General features: G+C 33.5%; 20 protein-coding genes. 13 read left to right on the top strand and 7 right to left on the bottom strand.

The window, feature by feature from the left end; translation table 11 throughout:
- Position 1 precedes the first annotated feature (1 nt).
- The 10 genes from Q0663_RS08800 to Q0663_RS08760 all read left to right on the top strand — a co-directional run bounded on the left by Q0663_RS08800 (position 2) and on the right by Q0663_RS08760 (position 7,514).
- A complete protein-coding gene (locus tag Q0663_RS08800; RefSeq protein WP_299009537.1) occupies positions 2-751 on the top strand; it encodes a cyclase family protein in 750 nt (249 codons plus the stop codon).
- 368 nt (positions 752-1,119) lie between these two features.
- The gene (locus Q0663_RS12685; RefSeq protein WP_367171443.1) at positions 1,120-1,677 is read left to right on the top strand and encodes an MFS transporter; all 558 of its coding nucleotides are present in this window, start codon (positions 1,120-1,122) and stop codon (positions 1,675-1,677) included.
- A 43-nt stretch (positions 1,678-1,720) separates the two neighbouring features.
- Entirely contained in the window at positions 1,721-1,957 is a 237-nt protein-coding gene (locus tag Q0663_RS12680) for a hypothetical protein (RefSeq protein WP_367171442.1), read from the top strand.
- A 144-nt stretch (positions 1,958-2,101) separates the two neighbouring features.
- Entirely contained in the window at positions 2,102-2,428 is a 327-nt protein-coding gene (locus Q0663_RS08790; protein ID WP_274634057.1) for a nucleotide pyrophosphohydrolase, read from the top strand.
- Positions 2,429-2,677: a hypothetical protein gene (locus tag Q0663_RS08785; RefSeq protein ID WP_299009535.1), complete on the top strand. Its 249-nt coding sequence runs from the start codon at positions 2,429-2,431 to the stop codon at positions 2,675-2,677.
- Between the two features lie 6 nt (positions 2,678-2,683).
- Positions 2,684-3,913 (top strand): 3-phosphoshikimate 1-carboxyvinyltransferase, encoded by a 1,230-nt coding sequence (locus tag Q0663_RS08780; RefSeq protein WP_299009532.1) that lies wholly within the window; start codon positions 2,684-2,686, stop codon positions 3,911-3,913.
- A 67-nt stretch (positions 3,914-3,980) separates the two neighbouring features.
- The gene (gene queA, locus Q0663_RS08775) at positions 3,981-5,030 is read left to right on the top strand and encodes a tRNA preQ1(34) S-adenosylmethionine ribosyltransferase-isomerase QueA (RefSeq protein ID WP_299009529.1); all 1,050 of its coding nucleotides are present in this window, start codon (positions 3,981-3,983) and stop codon (positions 5,028-5,030) included.
- A 70-nt stretch (positions 5,031-5,100) separates the two neighbouring features.
- Positions 5,101-6,141, top strand: a complete 1,041-nt coding sequence (gene rlmN / locus Q0663_RS08770; RefSeq protein WP_299009526.1) for a 23S rRNA (adenine(2503)-C(2))-methyltransferase RlmN — start codon at positions 5,101-5,103, stop codon at positions 6,139-6,141.
- Positions 6,142-6,168: 27 nt separating this feature from the next.
- Complete coding sequence (locus Q0663_RS08765; RefSeq protein WP_299009523.1) at positions 6,169-7,146, top strand: polyprenyl synthetase family protein; 978 nt, start codon at positions 6,169-6,171, stop codon at positions 7,144-7,146.
- Positions 7,147-7,229: 83 nt separating this feature from the next.
- Positions 7,230-7,514, top strand: coding sequence for a hypothetical protein (locus tag Q0663_RS08760; RefSeq protein ID WP_299009521.1), 285 nt, complete (start codon positions 7,230-7,232; stop codon positions 7,512-7,514).
- A gap of 55 nt (positions 7,515-7,569) precedes the next feature.
- On the opposite strand, the gene groL is transcribed toward Q0663_RS08760, so the two are convergent.
- From groL to miaB, 7 genes are all read right to left on the bottom strand, one after another.
- Positions 7,570-9,207 (bottom strand): chaperonin GroEL, encoded by a 1,638-nt coding sequence (gene groL, locus Q0663_RS08755; RefSeq protein WP_299009520.1) that lies wholly within the window; start codon positions 9,205-9,207, stop codon positions 7,570-7,572.
- 100 nt (positions 9,208-9,307) lie between these two features.
- Entirely contained in the window at positions 9,308-9,583 is a 276-nt protein-coding gene (gene groES, locus Q0663_RS08750) for a co-chaperone GroES (RefSeq protein ID WP_047788560.1), read from the bottom strand.
- A 162-nt stretch (positions 9,584-9,745) separates the two neighbouring features.
- Positions 9,746-10,090, bottom strand: a complete 345-nt coding sequence (secG, locus tag Q0663_RS08745) for a preprotein translocase subunit SecG (RefSeq protein WP_299009515.1) — start codon at positions 10,088-10,090, stop codon at positions 9,746-9,748.
- Positions 10,091-10,840, bottom strand: a complete 750-nt coding sequence (locus tag Q0663_RS08740) for a hypothetical protein (protein WP_299009513.1) — start codon at positions 10,838-10,840, stop codon at positions 10,091-10,093.
- A 5-nt stretch (positions 10,841-10,845) separates the two neighbouring features.
- Positions 10,846-11,352 carry an LptE family protein gene (locus Q0663_RS08735; protein WP_299009511.1) on the bottom strand — a complete coding sequence of 169 codons (507 nt, stop codon included), beginning with the start codon at positions 11,350-11,352 and terminating at the stop codon, positions 10,846-10,848.
- Positions 11,353-11,389: 37 nt separating this feature from the next.
- The gene (locus tag Q0663_RS08730) at positions 11,390-12,622 is read right to left on the bottom strand and encodes a sigma-54-dependent Fis family transcriptional regulator (protein ID WP_299009508.1); all 1,233 of its coding nucleotides are present in this window, start codon (positions 12,620-12,622) and stop codon (positions 11,390-11,392) included.
- Positions 12,623-12,702: 80 nt separating this feature from the next.
- Entirely contained in the window at positions 12,703-14,157 is a 1,455-nt protein-coding gene (gene miaB, locus Q0663_RS08725) for a tRNA (N6-isopentenyl adenosine(37)-C2)-methylthiotransferase MiaB (protein ID WP_299009505.1), read from the bottom strand.
- Between the two features lie 199 nt (positions 14,158-14,356).
- Here miaB and topA point away from each other — a divergent pair, with 199 nt between their 5' ends.
- The 3 genes from topA to gldK all read left to right on the top strand — a co-directional run bounded on the left by topA (position 14,357) and on the right by gldK (position 19,535).
- Positions 14,357-16,843: a type I DNA topoisomerase gene (gene topA / locus Q0663_RS08720; RefSeq protein ID WP_299009503.1), complete on the top strand. Its 2,487-nt coding sequence runs from the start codon at positions 14,357-14,359 to the stop codon at positions 16,841-16,843.
- Positions 16,844-16,900: 57 nt separating this feature from the next.
- Positions 16,901-18,061: a formimidoylglutamase gene (locus Q0663_RS08715; RefSeq protein WP_299009500.1), complete on the top strand. Its 1,161-nt coding sequence runs from the start codon at positions 16,901-16,903 to the stop codon at positions 18,059-18,061.
- Positions 18,062-18,158: 97 nt separating this feature from the next.
- Positions 18,159-19,535: a gliding motility lipoprotein GldK gene (gene gldK, locus Q0663_RS08710; protein WP_299009497.1), complete on the top strand. Its 1,377-nt coding sequence runs from the start codon at positions 18,159-18,161 to the stop codon at positions 19,533-19,535.
- Positions 19,536-19,570: the final 35 nt, after the last annotated feature.

Genomic DNA, 19,570 nt, shown 5'->3' with positions numbered 1-19,570 from the left:
TATGATAGCAACAATTGAATACAACTCAAGAAAGTACAAAATAGATTTATCAAAACCACTAGACATTTCAATAGCCATTGATACCTCAAAAGAAAATGTAAATGCTTGGTATTTAGATGATCCTAAAATTTTCCCTGTTTCTGATGGGAATTGGATTGGAAGTGTACAAGAAGGTGCTGATGTAAACTTTAATAATATCCAGTTTAATCCGCACTCACATATTACGCATACAGAGTGTGTGGGGCACATTACAAAAAAAGTTTATTCAGTAAACAAGAATTTAGAAAAGTTTTTCTTTTTAGCAGAAGTGATTACTATCGCTCCAGAACAAATAGAAAATAAAGACTTTGTAATTTCAAAAAAACAGTTGCAGTATGCTTTGGGAAACAAAAAAAGAGAAGCCATAGTTATTAGAACAATTCCAAATCTATCAGGCAAAAAATCGATGCGATATTCAAATACAAATCCACCTTATTTGTTAGAAGAAGCTGCAGAGTACCTCAAAGAAAAAGGAATAGAACATTTGTTGATCGATTTACCTTCGGTAGATAAAGAGAAGGATGAAGGAAAATTACTAGCACACAATGCTTTTTGGAATACAAAGGGAGAGATTAGAAAGCATGCAACTGTCACCGAATTCATATATGTTCCAAATAAAGTAAAAGACGGAACCTACTTTTTAAACTTGATGGTAGCACCATTTGAAAACGACGCTACACCTAGTAAACCTATTCTTTACGAAATTATTTAAAACTTTTTTTGTTGGCATATTTATTTTTATATAAACAACCAACACTAAAACAAAACCACATGAAAAAAACTCTATTTTAATTATCTAGACACTTTTAAAGGTCTATCAAGCGAAGTTTGGTGGCTCGCTTTAATAACTTTAATAAACAGGGCAGGTACAAAGCTAATTCCTTTTATGTCATTGTATTTGAGAGAAAGTTTACATTTTACCTTAAATGATGTAGGTTGGATTATGACTTGCTTTGGATTAAGGTCTGTTGGAGGATCTTGGTTAGGATGAAAACCAGTTTATTTTTAACAGGGTTACTCTTTGTAGCCTTATAATTTGTAGATACTTTTTTGGGATTTTGTATCTGCATTTTTTTAGTAATGTTAGTTGCAGATACTTTTAGACCCGCTATGTTTGTGGCTTTGAATACTTATAGCAAGCCAGAAAATAAAACGAGATCGGTAACGTTAATTCGTTTGGCGATTAATTTAGGTTTTTCCGCTGGTCCCGCAGTTGGAGGATTAATAATTACTTCATTAGGCTATAGCGGACTGTTCTGGGTAGATGGAGTTATTTGTGTTTTAGCAACTTTATTACTGATAAATGTATTACATCTTAAAAAAGCAAGAGTCTTAGATGAAATAAAGATAGAAAATCCAAAGTCGATTTTTTTAGATAAGGCTTTTTGGATATTTTTTGTAGGAATGTTTGTGTTCGGGTTTATTTTTTTACAATATTTCTCTACCATGCCATTATATTATAAAGATATACATCATTTAACAGAGTTAGAAATAGGACTGTTAATGGGCATGAACGGTTTTTTCATTTTTTTATTAGAGATGCCGTTGATTACTTGGTTAGAAAAAAGTAAGTATATCAAAGAGTTCTTAATGTTTTTTTGGTCTACTACTTACGTGGTTAAGTTTTGTAGTAATTAACTTAACAGGTTGGATTGGAATTTTAATTGTAGGAATGTTACTGATGACCATCGGAGAGATGATTGCTTTCCCTTTCTCAAATGCTTTTGTAGTGGAACGAGCTAAAAAAGGAAATCAAGGAGAATATATGGTATATTATAGTATTGTATTTTCAATGTCTCATATTTTCGCTCATAATTCAGGAATGCAATTAATCGATAATTTCGGATTTAATAATACATGGAATTTTATGATTGTAATATCAGGAATTGGAGTGTTGTTTTTATTCATGTTGATGTGAATTATAAAAAAGGAAATGAAAAGTAGTTTAGAAGTTGAAATTAATCCATCAATAAACATAGAAAAATCAGCATAGTTAAACCGATTAAAATACAGAAGTTTTATCTTTGAAGCTTTAACCAAAGAATACTAAACAAAGTACATTATGAATATTCAAGACGCACAAAAACAAGTAGACGAATGGATCAAGAACCATGGAGTACGTTACTTTAATGAGTTAACAAATATGGCGCAACTAACAGAAGAAGTTGGAGAGGTAGCTCGAATTATTGCGCGTCGTTATGGAGAGCAAAGTGAAAAAGAAAGTGATAAAAACAAAGATTTAGGAGAAGAGTTAGCTGATGTAGTTTTTGTAGTGTTGTGTTTAGCGAACCAAACAGGAGTTAACTTACAAGAAGCGTTTGATAAGAAATTAGATTTAAAAACCAAACGTGACCACGACCGTCATCATAACAACGAAAAATTACAATAAATGAGTCTTATAAAAAATATACAAAAAGGAAGCTTTTGGATTAATGTAGTAAAAGTAGGAATCCCTTTTTTAGTAGTTGTAGCATTGTTTTCTCTGTTATTTAAAACAGGAGGCGCTATTTTTTCTGGGGACTTTGAAACTGTTTATAATGTGCATTTTGCAAACAAGCAATGGATTCGTTTTTGGTTAAGCAAAATTGTTATTACGGTAATTTATAGTATGTACATAGTTAACAAAAGAATGAAGTAAACTTCAATGGATTTAAAGTTAAGAACAGAACTGTTTGCATCAGGTAAAGAAATTACAATTTCAGGTTCAAAAAGTGAATCGAATAGATTACTGATTTTACAGCAATTATATTCAGGTTTGCAGATAGAAAATTTATCAGATTCTGACGATACACACCATTTACAAGGGGCATTAACCTCTGATGATATAGTTGCAGATATTGGACATGCAGGAACTGCGATGCGCTTTTTAACTGCTTTTTTTGCAACACAAGAAGGCGTTACAAAAATATTGCAAGGATCAGACCGTATGCATAATCGACCAATTGAAATTTTGGTTAATGCGCTTCGTAATTTAGGTGCTGATATAGAATATGTAGAAAAAGAAGGATATCCACCACTCAAAATATCAGGAAAAAAACTAACAAAGGATAAAGTTTCAATTAATGGAAATGTAAGTAGTCAATATATTTCTGCGTTGATGTTGATTGCTCCAAGTTTACAGAACGGATTGGAGATTGAGATGGTAGGCAAAATTACTTCAGTTCCGTACATCAATATGACCATACAGCTATTACATCAATTGAATGTTGAAGCTGAGTTTGGAGGACAGGTTATCAAAATAAAACCTAAGTCAACAGTAGAGAAACAAACAGTTGTAGTAGAGTCTGATTGGAGTTCAGCGTCTTATTTTTACTCGATTATAGCATTGAGTAAAGTGGGAGCTTCCGTAAAATTATCAGCGTATAAAAAAGATAGTTTACAAGGAGATAATTGTTTGTCAGAAATTTATAAACACTTTGGAGTAACGACTACTTTTGAAGAAAATTCAATTCTTTTAACGAAAGAAAGAGAACATAGTTCAGCTGTATTAAAAGAAGATTTAAAAAATGCACCAGATATAGCGCAAACCATAGCAGTTACTTGTTTCGGATTAGGAATAGCTTGTGACTTATCAGGGCTACATACGTTAAAAATCAAAGAAACAGATCGCTTAGAAGCCTTACGTGAAGAGTTAACAAAATTAGGAGCAGAGATTTTAGTTACTAATGAGAGTTTACATTTAAAAGCTTCCGAAGTAATTAAAGATAATATTCAAATAGCAACCTATAATGATCATCGAATGGCAATGGCTTTTGCTCCGTTGGCGTTAAAAGTTCCAATAGAAATTTTAGAAGCTGAGGTGGTAACAAAATCATATCGAAGCTTTTGGAAAGACATGGCTATTGTAGGGATAAAAAATGAAGAGATAAAATAAACAGGCAATCACTTGACAACCCCTATGTTGAAATTGTATATTTGCCACCGTTAAGAAAATTTTACAAATGAAATTATCAAATTTTGATTTTGAATTGCCAAAGGAATTATTGGCAGAATATCCATCAGAACATAGAGATGAAGCACGTTTAATGGTGTTACACCGCGACACACAAAAAATCGAGCATAAATTGTTTAGAGATTTAATCGATTATTTTGATGAAGGAGATGTAATGATGTTAAACAATACGAAAGTATTTCCTGCTCGTATGTACGGAAATAAAGAAAAAACAGGAGCTCGTATTGAAGTATTTTTATTACGTGAATTAAATGCTGAAAATCGTTTGTGGGATGTATTGGTAGATCCAGCAAGAAAAATAAGAATAGGAAATAAATTATTTTTTGGAGAAGATGATAGTTTAGTAGCTGAAGTAATTGATAATACAACTTCTCGTGGTAGAACATTACGTTTCTTATTTGATGGACCTTATGAAGAATTTAGAAAAAAGTTAATTGAGTTAGGAGAAACTCCGTTACCAAAATATATTAAACGTGAGGTAGAGCCAGAAGATGAAGAGCGTTACCAAACAATATTTGCTAAGCATGAAGGGGCAGTAGCGGCTCCAACAGCAGGGTTACATTTTTCTAAACATTTAATGAAGCGTTTAGAGATTAAAGGAGTAGACTTCGCTGAAACTACTTTACACGTAGGGTTAGGAACATTTAACCCTGTTGAAGTAGAAGATTTATCTAAGCATAAAATGGATTCTGAACAAATCATTATTCCACAAACAAGTGCTGATACTGTTAACAATGCGATTGCTAATAAAAAAAGAGTTTGTGCTGTTGGTACCACAGTAATGAGAACGGTTGAGTCTTCTGTATCTTCTAGTCAGCAATTAAATGCTTATGAAGGGTGGACTAACAAGTTTATTTTTCCTCCATACGATTTTAGTATTGCTAACTGTATGGTAACAAACTTCCATACGCCAAAATCTACATTATTAATGATGGTCTCAGCATTTGCAGGTCACGATTTTATGATGGAAGCTTACCAAGAAGCAATTAAAGAAAAATATAAATTTTACTCGTACGGAGATGCGATGTTAATTTTATAAAAAACAACTTTTATAATCATTAGCAAAACCTCACAAGTAACTTGTGAGGTTTTGTGTATTTTTGTACCTGATGACAGTAAAGAAAAAAGACATACGAGCATTAACTAAAGAACAACTACGTGATTTTTTTGTAGAGAATGGCGATAAAGCCTTTCGTGGAAATCAGGTATATGAATGGTTGTGGCAAAAAGCAGCACATTCATTTGATGATATGACGAATTTATCAAAAGCAACACGCCAAATGTTAGATGATAATTTTGTAATAAACCATATTGAAGTAGATGCAATGCAACGTAGTAATGATGGCACAATAAAAAATGCTATCAAGTTACATGATGGATTGATTGTAGAATCTGTTCTAATTCCTACAGAAACCAGAACAACAGCATGTGTGTCGAGTCAGGTAGGTTGTAGTTTAGACTGTAAATTTTGTGCAACAGCGCGTTTAAAACGTATGCGTAATTTAAATGCTGATGAAATTTACGACCAAGTAGTTGCTATTGACAAGCAAAGTAGGTTATACCATAATCATAAATTATCAAATATCGTGTTTATGGGGATGGGAGAACCTTTAATGAATTATAACAATGTTATAAAAGCAATTGATAAAATTACCTCACCAGAAGGTTTAGGAATGGCTGCCCGTAGAATTACTGTGTCTACTTCAGGTGTACCTAAAATAATAAAGAAAATGGCAGATGATGAAGTACGTTTTAATTTAGCAGTTTCATTACACTCTGCTATTGATGAGGTTCGTACATCTATTATGCCATTCAATACTACTTTTCCTCTAAAAGATCTAAAAGAGTCTTTGGAGTATTGGTATGAAAAGACCAAGCGAAGAATAACGTATGAATATGTTGTTTGGAATGGAATTAACGATAGAAAGGAGGATATTGATGCGTTGGTTCGATTCTGTAGTTATGTTCCTTGTAAAGTTAATTTAATTGAATACAACCCTATAGACGACGGAGAGTTTCAACAAGCATCAGATAGAGCTTTAAATAATTATATTTCTAACCTTGAAATGAATGATATTGTGGTAAATGTACGTCGTTCTAGAGGAAAAGATATTGATGCTGCTTGTGGGCAATTAGCTAATAAAAGTTAGGTATTTATTTCTTATTTTTGCTAGCCAATGAAGCCAGTAGAGCAAATAAAACTTCCAATAGCGAAAGAAATGGAACTCTTTGAAACGAAGTTCAAAGATTCGATGCTATCCAAAATTCCATTATTAAACAGAATCACCTATTATATTGTTCGTAGAAAAGGAAAACAAATGCGACCAATGTTTGTGTTTTTGGTAGCAAAAATGGTTTCTAACGGAGGATTTGATGAACGTACCTATCGTGGGGCGTCAGTAGTAGAGTTAATCCATACTGCAACATTAGTACACGATGATGTGGTTGACGATAGTAATCGTCGTAGAGGATTCTTTTCAATGAATGCCTTATGGAAAAATAAAATAGCTGTTTTAGTAGGTGATTATTTACTTTCTAAAGGATTATTACTTTCGATAGATAATGAAGATTTTGACTTACTGAAATTGATTTCGATTGCAGTACGTGAAATGAGTGAAGGTGAGTTGTTGCAGATTGAAAAAGCGCGTAAATTAGATATTACTGAGGAAGTTTATTTTGAAATTATTCGCCAAAAAACAGCCACTTTAATAGCGGCGTGCTGTGGAATTGGTGCAGCTTCGGTAGGAGCGAACAATGAAACAGTCCAACAAATGCGTAAGTTTGGAGAATACATTGGTATTGCATTCCAAATTAAAGATGATTTATTTGATTATACGGAAGATAAAATAGGAAAACCTACAGGAATAGATATCAAAGAACAAAAAATGACACTTCCGTTAATTTATACCTTGAATAACTGTTCTAAAAAAGAAAAATCTTGGTTGATTAACTCCGTTAAAAAGCACAACACGAATAAAAAGCGAGTAAAAGAAGTAATTGCTTTTGTAAAACAAAACGGAGGATTGGAATACACCACAGCTAAAATGATGGATTACAAAAATAAAGCCTTAGCTATTTTAGATAATTACCCAGATTCTGACTACAAAAAATCACTACTTCAAATGATTGATTATGTTGTGGAGAGAAAGATATAGTTGTTTTATTATTTTCTTGATCTTTTTTTTCTTGTTCAAAAGACAAAAAATATGAAGATTTCAATGAAAATGATTTTTACGAAGTGCAAGGAGTTATAACTAAAGTTTACCAAACACCTTCTGTTTTTGATTCATCATACAATATGTTAATGGATTATTCTTATGCTGTAAATGATTCAATATTTTTGAATGGCAGCGAAAAAGAGTTTTATAAAGCATGGAGTATTGGACAGCCAATAGTTGTTTTAGTTCATAAAAATGACCCTAATATTAATTTTTATGCAAGAGATGGAGTTGTGAGTAGCTTTTCAGAAAAGCAATTAGACATGTTTAATACGATTTTAGAAATAGAAAAGAATAAAAAATAAAAACCTCGAGAAATTTCTCGAGGTTTTTAAATATTTAGGTGTCGAGCTTCTCGACTTACATCATTCCTGGCATTCCACCACCCATTGGAGGCATTCCACCACCTGCAGGAGCATCTTCTTTAATGTCAACCAAAGCACACTCAGTAGTTAAGATCATTCCAGCAACAGAAGCAGCGTTTTCTAAAGCTACACGAGTTACTTTCTTAGGGTCAATAATACCAGCCTCTAACATATCTACATATTGTTCAGATTTAGCATCATATCCAAAGTCTTTTTTACCTTCTAATACCTTGTTAATTACAACAGAACCTTCACCACCAGCATTTTCAACAATCGTACGTAAAGGAGATTCAATAGCTCTATTCACAATTTGAATACCTGTAGTTTCGTCTAAATTTTCTGTAGTAATGGCTTCTAATACCTTTTTAGCACGTACTAAAGCAACACCACCACCGGCAACAATTCCTTCTTCTACAGCGGCTCTTGTAGCATGTAACGCATCATCAACACGGTCTTTCTTTTCTTTCATTTCTACTTCAGAAGCAGCACCAACATATAATACAGCAACACCACCAGCTAACTTCGCTAAACGCTCTTGTAGTTTTTCACGATCGTAATCAGAAGTAGTCGTTTCAATTTGTGTTTTAATTTGGTTTACGCGAGCCTTAATTTGTTCTTCATCACCAGATCCGTTTACGATAGTTGTATTGTCTTTATCAATAGTTACTGTCTCAGCAGTTCCTAATAAATCTAAAGTAGCATTCTCTAAAGAGAAACCTCTTTCTTCAGAAATTACAGTACCACCAGTTAAAATAGCGATGTCTTCTAACATTGCTTTTCTTCTGTCTCCGAATCCTGGAGCTTTTACAGCAGCGATTTTTAACCCACCACGTAATTTGTTAACTACCAAAGTAGCTAAAGCTTGTCCGTCTACATCTTCAGCAATGATTAATAAAGGTCTTCCTGATTGTGCTACTGGTTCTAAAATAGGTAAGATTTCTTGTAAGTTAGAAATCTTTTTATCGAATAATAAAATGTATGGATTTTCTAAATCAGCAATCATTTTATCAGCATCTGTTACGAAGTACGGAGATAAATATCCACGGTCAAACTGCATTCCTTCAACAACATCAACATACGTATCTGTTCCTTTAGCTTCTTCAACAGTAATTACACCTTCTTTTCCAACTTTTTCAAATGCTTCAGCAATTAAATTACCAATTACCGCATCGTTATTAGATGAAATTGCTGCTACTTGCTTAATTTTTTCTGAAGAATCACCAACTTCTTTAGATTGTTTAGCTAAATCTTCAGTAATAGCAGTTACTGCTTTGTCAATACCGCGTTTTAAATCCATTGGATTAGCACCCGCAGCTACGTTTTTTAAACCTTCTTTTACGATAGCTTGTGCTAAAACAGTTGCAGTAGTAGTACCGTCACCTGCTAAATCGTTAGTTTTAGAAGCTACTTCTTTAACCATTTGAGCTCCCATGTTTTCTAACTCGTCTTCTAACTCTACTTCTTTTGCTACAGAAACTCCATCTTTTGTTACGTGAGGAGCTCCGAAAGATTTAGAAATAATAACATTACGTCCTTTAGGTCCTAAAGTTACTTTTACTGCATTCGCTAATGCATCTACACCACGTTTTAATCCGTCGCGAGCGTCTACATCAAATTTTATATCTTTTGCCATGTTTGTTTAAGTTTTTTTGGCCGTTAGCATATAGCTTTTGGCTTAGTTTTTAATTTTTTGTTTTATTGGCTAGTAGCGAAAAGCTAATAGCAAAGAAATTTTAGATAATTGCGAAAATGTCGCTTTCTCTCATAATTAAATAATCTTTTCCTTCCAATTTAAGCTCAGTACCTGCGTACTTTCCGTATAAAACAGTATCACCAACTTTTACAGTTAAAGGCTCATCTTTTGTTCCGTTCCCTACGGCTACGACAGTACCTTTTTGTGGTTTTTCCTTTGCGTTGTCAGGAATGATAATTCCTGATGCTGTAGTAGTTTCTGCTGCAGCTGGTTCAACAAGAACTCTGTCTGCTAAAGGTTTAATGTTTAATCCCATTTTATATATTTTGATTGATTAAATTAAAATTTACTTATTAGTTTTTGTCAGAAATTATGCCATTGATTTTTTGCTGACATTTTTTCTAAGAGCTTAGGTTTACATATAAAAAAAATGCCAACGTGTCATTACGTTGGCATTTTTTATGTTGTATATAACAAACTACTGAGCGCTGTCTTTAACAGTATCTGTTACTGCTGGTGTAGCAGGAGTAGTTGTAGTTTCAATATTGTTTAAAGTGTCATCTAACTGAGGAGTATCAGCTGCATTACCTCTTGGAATAGCAAAGTTCGCTAATAAAATTAAAGCAAACATAGTAATAGCTAATGTCCAGGTAGTTCTGTCTAAAAAGCTATTTGTATTTTGTACACCTCCAATATTTTGAGCTCCACCGCCTCCAAATGATGAAGATAATCCTCCACCTTTAGGATTTTGAACCATTACAATTAAGATTAATGCTATTGCAACAATCAATATTAAAACTAAAAGTAAAGTATACGTTGTCATCTATTTATTGTTTTGTAAAATTTGTATTCTTTTAATTTGGTCTGCAAAGAAACCACTTTTTTCTGGATATTTCAAACTTAATATTTTATATGCTTGAATAGCATTGTCGTATTTCTTTTGTTCAAGGTAAACTTTTGCTAAAGTTTCAGTAGCTAATTGATTACTTTGTTGTTTGTCGGCTATTTTAACATCAGTTGTAGATGTTTTATTTGGTCGTGATATTTTAGGAGCTGTTTCTATAAAGCGATTAATAATAGCGTCGTGTTCAGACTTTATAGGTTGAGGTTCTTTTTCTTGCTTTTTTTCTTCTTTCTCAGGAGCTACATCTCTGACAATAGTTTTTTTAGAAGATAATTGTAACCACTGATTAAAGGAAAAGGTTTCGTTTTGGGTAAAAGAAAGTGGCTTTCCAATTGCTAAATCTTCTTCAATAGAAGTAGTTTCAGTTGTTTTTTTCTTCGGAAGAATTTTATCTTTTAAGCTAAGTTTTTCTTCCTTTTTAGGAGTCTCTTTAAAAGCTTCCGAAGTAATAAAATCAAATAAAACAGTTCTATCAGTTGTATAAGCAGCTGTGATTTTTAACTCGTTATTGTATTTGTAGCTTTCTTGGTTTTTTAAAATTTTTAAACGAAGCGCTCTAGCAGATTGAAAATAAGGATACTCTTGGATAAGAGCCGTAATTTCTGAAGAATTTTCTGTGGAAATTAATTCTGGCTTTTCTAAAAATTGTATGTATTTATCCTTATTCAATGAGTTTACCATTTAGCTACTGAAGCATTAAAAATATCTTGTGTAATACGCTCTATAATTTCATCTAAAGCTGTTTCTAATACCGAACCAGTTAACTGTTGGTTAGCTCCGTAATCGTAATAGAAAGAAAAACGTTTTTCAAAATTATCTTTTTCTTCAAGAGCATTCACAAAGTTTACATTTACAGAAACTGTCAACCTGTTTTGTGCTGCAGTTTGTTGTGCAGTAGCACTCATAGGAGTGATGCGATAATCAACGATTTCACCTGAAAAATGTAAGTCTCCACCAGCTTTAACTAACGTTAAATTGGTTTGACGAGTAAATAGGTCTTGTAAATCTTGTGTGAACTTTTGGCTAAGTATTGGTTCAACTAAAGGTGCCTGATTTGAGAAAAAATCAACTTGGATTGTTTTTGCATCTCCTGTGTTACCGCCAGTAAAAGAGTATGCTCCACAACCAATAATAGTTGTTAAACTAATAAACAAAGATAGTATATAAAGAGTTTTTTTCATTTAAAATTGGATGAGTTGTAAAAGTAAACAAATTAGCTTACAGGTCATATTGTTTAATTTTTCGGTATAAAGTTCGTTCAGAAATACCTAATTCTTTTGCAGCTAACTTACGTTTTCCGTTATTTTTTTCGAGCGACTTTTTTATCATTTCTATTTCTTTTTCTTGTAACGATAAACTTTCGTCTTCTTCAATAGTTTCAGCATAATCATAATCATCTTGAGGTTGTGAAACTTTAGGGATTTGAACTACTTCAACATTTGAAACTTCTGATAAATCTTGATCCTGATAAATACGTTCAATTAATCGATGATTTTCTTCTTGTACCTCTTCTAGGTTACCACTTTGCATTAAGTCTAATGTTAATTTTTTTAGATCATTAATGTCATTACGCATATCAAACAAAATTTTATACATGATATCTCGTTCGGTAGCAAAATCTGATTGACTTGTAGTTTTACCATCAACAATAGCAGGTAAGTTATTGCGGTTTTCAGGTAAATATTGAACTAGTTTTTCTGGGGTAATTAATCTGTCTTCCTCAACTATTGATACTTGTTCGGCAATGTTTTTTAATTGACGAATGTTACCAGGGAAATGATAGTTCAATAAAACCTTTACAGCATTCTCATTTAACCTGATGGTAGGCATTCGATATTTTTGTGCAAAGTCTGCAGCAAACTTTCTAAATAATAAATGAATGTCTTCCCCACGGTCTCTTAAAGGAGGTAGTGGAATTTCTATAGTACTTAAACGATAATATAAATCTTCACGAAATTTCTCTTTAGAAATGGCTTCGTGCATATTAACGTTGGTTGCAGCTACAATACGAACATTTGTTTTTTGTACTTGTGAAGATCCTACTTTTATAAATTCTCCATTTTCTAACACACGCAATAAACGTACTTGCGTGGTTAACGGTAGTTCGCCAACTTCATCTAAAAAAATAGTTCCACCATCAGCCACTTCAAAATAGCCTTTTCGGGTTTGTGTAGCTCCTGTAAAAGCCCCTTTTTCATGTCCAAATAATTCGCTGTCAATTGTTCCTTCAGGAATCGCTCCACAGTTAACTGCAATGTATTTTGCATGTTTTCTGTGTGATAACTGATGAATTATTTTTGGTATACTTTCTTTTCCAACACCACTTTCACCAGTAACTAGTACTGAAATATCAGTAGGAGCAACACGAATCGCTTTTTCAATAGCACGATTTAGTTGCATATCGTTACCGATAATGCCAAAGCGTTGTTTTATAGCTTGTAAATTTTCCATTTCTTTTTTAGAATAAAGAAAAAAGAGCAGAGAGAAAAGCTTATACCTTTTTCTTTTCTCTTTACACTCTTTTCTATAAATTAATTATTGTCAGAATATCCAACAGCCGTACCTCTTAAGGTAGTAGAAGTACAATCTTCAATTTTTACATTTACAAAATCACCCATTTTGTAGTTTTCTTTAGGGAAAACAACAACAGTGTTTTGTGTATTACGACCTTTCCATTCGTTAGGATTCTTTTTTGATGTCCCTTCAATCAATACTTCTTGAACTTGACCAAGGTTCTCTTTTGTTCTGTATAAGCTGTGCTCTTGTTGTAAATCGATGATTTCTTGTAAACGACGTTTTTTGATAGCTAAAGGAACATCATCTTCCATTTTTTTAGCAGCCAACGTTCCAGGTCTTTCCGAATAAGCAAACATAAAACCGAAGCTATATTTTACATAGTTCATCATGTCTAAAGTATCAAGATGGTCTTCTTCAGTTTCTCCACAGAACCCCGCAATCATATCTTGACTTAAAGCCATTTCAGGAACAATTTTGTAAATATTATCAACTAACTCCATGTACTCTTCACGAGTGTGTTGACGGTTCATAGCTTTTAACATATTGTTACTTCCACTTTGAACAGGCAAGTGAATGTATTTACAAATGTTTTGGTGTTTTGCCATAACATGAATCACATCCAGTGTCATATCCTGTGGATTAGACGTAGAAAAACGGAAACGCATTTTCGGGAACTCAGTAGCACACATGTCTAATAATTGAGCAAAATCTACTGCAGAAGCCTGCGCTAATTCAGATGCTTTTTTGAAATCTTTTTTCAATCCGCCACCATACCATAAATAAGAATCTACATTCTGACCTAGTAAAGTAATTTCCTTGAAGTTCTTTTCTTGCATACTGCGAATTTCTTCAATAATACTCTTAGGATCACGACTACGTTCACGACCACGAGTAAAAGGAACTACGCAGAATGTACACATATTATCACAACCACGAGTAATTGATACGAATGCAGAAACTCCGTTAGAGTTTAAACGAACAGGAGAGACATCGGCGTACGTTTCTTCCTTTGATAATATTACATTTACAGCATCACGACCTGCGTCAACTTCTTCAATTAAATTAGGTAAGTCACGATAAGCATCAGGACCAACAACTAAATCAACGATTTTTTCTTCCTCTAAAAACTTTTCTTTCAATCGTTCTGCCATACAACCCAGTACACCAACTTTCATCGTTGGATTTACCTTTTTAACAGCATTGTATTTTTGGAGTCTGTTACGAACAGTGGTTTCTGCTTTTTCACGAATAGAGCATGTATTTACCAATACTAAATCAGCATCTTCTAAATTTTGAGTGGTATTAAAACCCTGCTCTGCTAAAATTGACGCCACAATTTCGCTATCGTTCATATTCATTTGGCAACCATAACTTTCTATAAAAAGTTTTTTGTTGTTTCCTTCTTTGTGTTCTGTAACAAGGGCTTTTCCTTGTTTTTTTTCATCAATTACTTTCTCTACGTGTTCCATAAATCCTTAAATCATACTAAAATAGGCTGCAAAGATACAACCAAAAAGTGTAATTTGTGACAAATTGACATGGATTGTTTTTTTAAGAAAAAGTAAAATTTAGTTAAAAAAGACCCATTAAAAAAAAACTATATACTTTTGCAAACTGAATTACACTTATATTACAAAAGTGTAAAATGAGATAAGAGATATAAGACGTATGGCAAAAAATTTAGTAATAGTTGAGTCACCTGCTAAGGCGAAAACAATAGAAAAGTTTTTAGGAAAGGACTTTCAGGTTGAATCGAGTTTTGGACACATTGCAGACTTACCATCTAAGGAGTTGGGAGTAAATGTAGAAGGAGATTTCAAACCGAAGTATATAGTTTCTACCGATAAAAAAGCGGTAGTAAAAAAACTGAAAGACTTAGCAAAGAAAGCAGAAACTGTTTGGTTAGCATCCGATGAAGACCGCGAGGGAGAAGCTATAGCATGGCACTTAGCGGAACAATTGAAGTTGAAAAATGAAAACACTAAGCGTATTGTTTTTAACTCTATTACTAAAAATGCAATTTTAAAAGCAATTGAAAATCCACGTACAATTAATTATAATCTTGTTGACGCTCAACAAGCAAGACGTGTGTTAGATAGAATTGTAGGATATGAATTATCTCCTGTATTATGGAGAAAAGTAAAACCAGGATTGTCAGCAGGTAGAGTACAATCGGTTGCAGTACGTTTAATTGTAGAACGTGAAAGAGAAATAGAAGGTTTTACACCAGTAGCTTCTTATCGTGTTGATGCTGAGTTTGTAAATGTAGAAGGGAAAAAATTTAAAGCAAAATTAGCAAAGAACTTTTCAACAAAAAAAGAAGCTGAAAATTTCTTAAACTCTTGTTTAGGAGCAGAATTTTCTGTTGCTGATTTACAAAAAAAACCAGCAAAGAAATCTCCAGCACCGCCATTTACTACATCGACGTTGCAACAGGAAGCGTCAAGAAAATTAGGTTTTCCAGTTGCCAAAACTATGATGGTAGCGCAACGTTTGTATGAAGCAGGGTTAATAACCTACATGAGAACAGACAGTGTAAACTTATCTGATGATGCAAAAAAAGCTGCTCAAGCAGAAATTATAGCTTCTTATGGTGAAGAATATAGCAAGCCACGTAATTATGCAACTAAGTCTAAAGGAGCACAAGAAGCGCATGAGGCAATTCGTCCGACCAACATGGAGAATCATGAAATTACTGGAGAGTATGATCAAACAAGGTTGTATAGCTTAATTTGGAAACGCACATTAGCTTCACAAATGAGTGAAGCTAAGCTAGAACGTACCGTCGTAAAAATAGATAACAATAAGAATAAAAAGCAGTTTACTGCAAATGGAGAGGTAATTACTTTTGAAGGGTTTTTAAAAGTATATTTGGAAGGCACCGACAACGAAGAGGAGGAACAAGCAGGAATGTTGCCTAAAATGAAAGTAAAGGAAAAGTTGATAAACGAGTTGATAACAGCAACTGAGCGTTACACGCGTCCGCCGGCAAGGTTTTCTGAAGCATCCTTGGTAAAACAATTAGAAGAGTTAGGTATTGGTCGCCCTTCTACGTATGCACCAACCATTTCAACTATTCAAAGAAGACAGTATATTGAAAAAGGGACTGTAGAAGGAAAAGAAAGAAATTACACTCAATTAAGTTTAGCCAATCAAGAAGTGTCAGAGCAAATTTTAACTGAAAGAGTAGGTTCAGATAAAGGAAAGCTCGTGCCAACAGATATAGGAAATATAGTAAATGATTTCTTAGTAGAAAATTTTGATGCAATTTTAGATTATGGTTTTACAGCTAAAGTAGAAAATGAATTTGATGAAATTGCAGAAGGAAAAGAAGATTGGATAGCAATGATTAAAGACTTCTATAAAAACTTTCATGTTGTTGTAGAGGATGTTGCTGCAAATGCAGAAAGAGCAAAAGGGGAACGTTTATTAGGTGTAGATCCTGAAAGTGGAAAGAATGTGTATGTGCGTTTAGGACGTTACGGAGCAATGGTACAGATAGGAGAGGCAACTGATGAAGAGAAACCTCGTTTTGCAAGTTTACAAGGTGATCAAACAATGAATTCAATTACCTATGAAGAGGCAATGGATTTATTTAAGTTGCCTAAAACATTGGGAGACTACGAAGAGAAAGAAGTAGTTGTAGCTAACGGAAGATTTGGTCCTTATATTAAATTTGATGGTAAATATGTATCGTTAGATAAAGGAGAAAACCCAATGTCTGTAGATATGGATAGAGCTATTGAGTTGATTGAAGCAAAAAGAAAAGCAGATGCTCCTATTGGAGAATATGAAGGAATGCCAATTCAAAAAGGAGTAGGGCGTTTTGGCCCTTTTATTAAATGGAATTCTATTTTTATCAACGTAAATAAAAAATACGATTTTGATAATTTAAGTCAAGCAGATTTAGAAGAATTAATAGAAGATAAAAAAAGAAAAGAGCGTGAAAAGCTAATCCACAATTTTGAAGAGGTTGGTATTCGTGTAGAAAAAGCACGCTGGGGACGTTTTAATGTAATAAAAGGAAAGATAAAAGTAGAACTTCCAAAGACAACAGAGATAGAAAAACTAACACAAGAAGAGGCTGTTAAAATGATAGAAGCAAAAACGCCAAAAAAGAAAACAACAAAGAAGAAAGTAACCAAAAAGAAATAAAGAAGCTTTCTATAAAAAATAGTTTGCTATATTAGCGCTCTTAAAATCCCCCAATAAATGAATCTTGACTTCTTTACACCCATCGAAGAATCTGTAGTAGCTCACGTACATGAGCTAGCACCTTCGGTATTAGGTAAAACAGTTCAGCTTCATACTCTAGAAAAAGGTTTTCCAGATTTAACAGAAGTCTCAATAGCTATTTTAGGAGTAAAAGACGGAAGGGGAGCAGTAGGGAATGAAGGTTGCGGAAACGGTTTGGAGCTAATTCGTAAACATTTTTATAAGCTGTTTGCTGGTAGGTGGACATCCCAAATAGCTGACTTAGGAAATATAGAAAAAGGAAGTACCCTAGAAGATACTTATTTTGCGGTGAAGTCATCGATAGAGTTTTTGCTAAAGAAAAATATTTTGCCGATCATAATAGGTGGGGGGCAAGATATTACTTATGCAAATTATAGGGCTTACGATAACTTAGAACAAACAGTTAATTTAGTAGCTGTAGATAGCCGATTCGATTTAGGTTCGTTAGAAGATGATCTTACATCAAAATCGTATGTGAGTAGAATTGTAATGGAGGAGCCTAACAATCTTTTTAATTTTAGTAACATAGGTTATCAAACCTATTTCAACTCACAAGAAGAAATAGAACTATTAGATAAACTGTATTTCGACGCGTATAGATTAGGAGAGGTAAAAGATATTACTTTGGTAGAACCTATAATGAGAGATGCAGATGTTGTAAGCGTAGATATAGGAAGTATTCGTCAAAGTGAAGCTCCCGCAAATGAGAATGCTTCACCAAATGGATTTTACGGAGAAGAAATCTGTGCAATAGCACGATACGCAGGGATAAGTGATAAAGTAACTTCTTTCGGAATTTATGAGTACAATGTTATGTTAGATTCAAACAGTCAAACAGCAAAGTTAATAGCTCAAATAATTTGGTACTTTATAGAAGGAATGAACTCTAGAGCAAAAGACTATCCGTTTGCAACAAAAGAAAGTTATCAAAAATTTACAGTACTTTTAAATGATGACGACCCAATTAATTTTTACAAAAGTGATAAAAGTGGTCGTTGGTGGATGGAATTAAATTTAATATCGAATAATAAACACAAAAGACATGCGTTAATACCATGTAGCTATAGAGATTATGAACTCGCATTACAACAGAAAACACCAGAAAGGTGGTATAAAGCTTTACAAAAGCTTGTCTAAAAGAAAGTTGTCTAATGTGTGAAAAAATATAACTCGTAATTGTTTTTTAATAAAAAAAATAATAGGTTTACGCCTCTTTATATAAGAAAGATATAATATGAAAAAAATAGCATTACTTGCATTATTGGTGTCTATCATCTACTCTTGTGGTTCAAGTGGAGATAGAGGAGAGTTAGTAGGAGTAAAGTCTACGAGAAAATGGTTTGCCGAAAAGCCATACGGAATGGCTAAAATACCTGGAGGGTCTTTTACTATGGGTAAACAAGATGAAGATCCTATGGGAGCTATGAACGCACCAACTAAAACTGTAACTGTACAACCATTTTACATGGATGAAACAGAAATAACTAATAGTGAGTATAAAGCATTTGTTCACTGGGTGAGAGACTCTATTACAAGAACAAAACTAGCCTATCAGGCAGAGTTTGCCTCAATGGGAGCTGGTGAAGGAGAAGGAGCTGGAAGAGCAGAAGGTATTCAGTTATATGCGTTTGCATCAAAAGATACAGTAAATGAAACTCCTTACGAAAAGTATATGCGTGAAAACTACTATGAGTTGGGAGCTGGTTTAGATTCTTTAAAACCATTAAACTGGGAAGAAGAAATTATTTGGGAAGCTCCTGAGTATCCAGATGCTGATTATGTAGAAGTAATGGATTCTCTATATATTAAGAAAGAAGAGGCTTTAAACGGAATCAGAACTTTTAATACTAAATTATTAAACTACAGATACTACTGGTTTGATAATGAGGCGGCAGCAAGAACAGGAAAGAACAGAAAAGATTTCTTGAAAAATGAAGTAATTAACGTATATCCAGATACCACAGTTTGGATTAAAGACTTTAATTATTCATACAACGACCCAATGCACCAAGAATATTTTGCTCATAAAGCATACGAAAACTACCCAGTAGTAGGTGTAACTTGGAATCAAGCAAAAGCATTTTGTAACTGGAGAACACAAACTAAAAATAACTTCCAACGTTCAAGAAAAAAGCTAGGATTAGTACCTGCTTTCAGGTTGCCAACAGAGGCTGAGTGGGAATATGCAGCTCGTGGAGGTTTAGATTATGCTAAATATCCTTGGGGTGGACCAAGTACCACAAGTGACAGAGGATGTTTCTTAGCAAACTTTAAGCCAGTACGTGGAGACTACGCAGCAGACGGAGCTTTATATACAGTAGAAGCAATGTCATACAATCCTAATGAATATGGATTATTTAATATGGCAGGTAACGTTTCTGAATGGACAAATACAGCGTATAACCAAATGTCTTACTATATGGGGTCTACAATGAACCCTAACGTAGAAATTAAGGAAAATAGAAGAAAAATTATCCGTGGAGGTTCATGGAAAGATGTAGCCTATTTCTTAGAAGTAAGTTCTCGTGATTGGGAATATGCAGATACAGCAAGAAGCTATATCGGATTCAGAACTGTTCAAGACTATTTAGGTACTAATAAGAGTAATTAAAACAAGAAAACAAGAATAAATATTAATCCCCAAAA

This window comes from uncultured Tenacibaculum sp. (assembly GCF_947504135.1).
Taxonomy (GTDB): Bacteria; Bacteroidota; Bacteroidia; order Flavobacteriales; family Flavobacteriaceae; genus Polaribacter.
The sequence above is the reverse complement of the archived record's forward strand: the minus strand, read 5'-3'. Positions and strand labels throughout refer to the sequence as shown.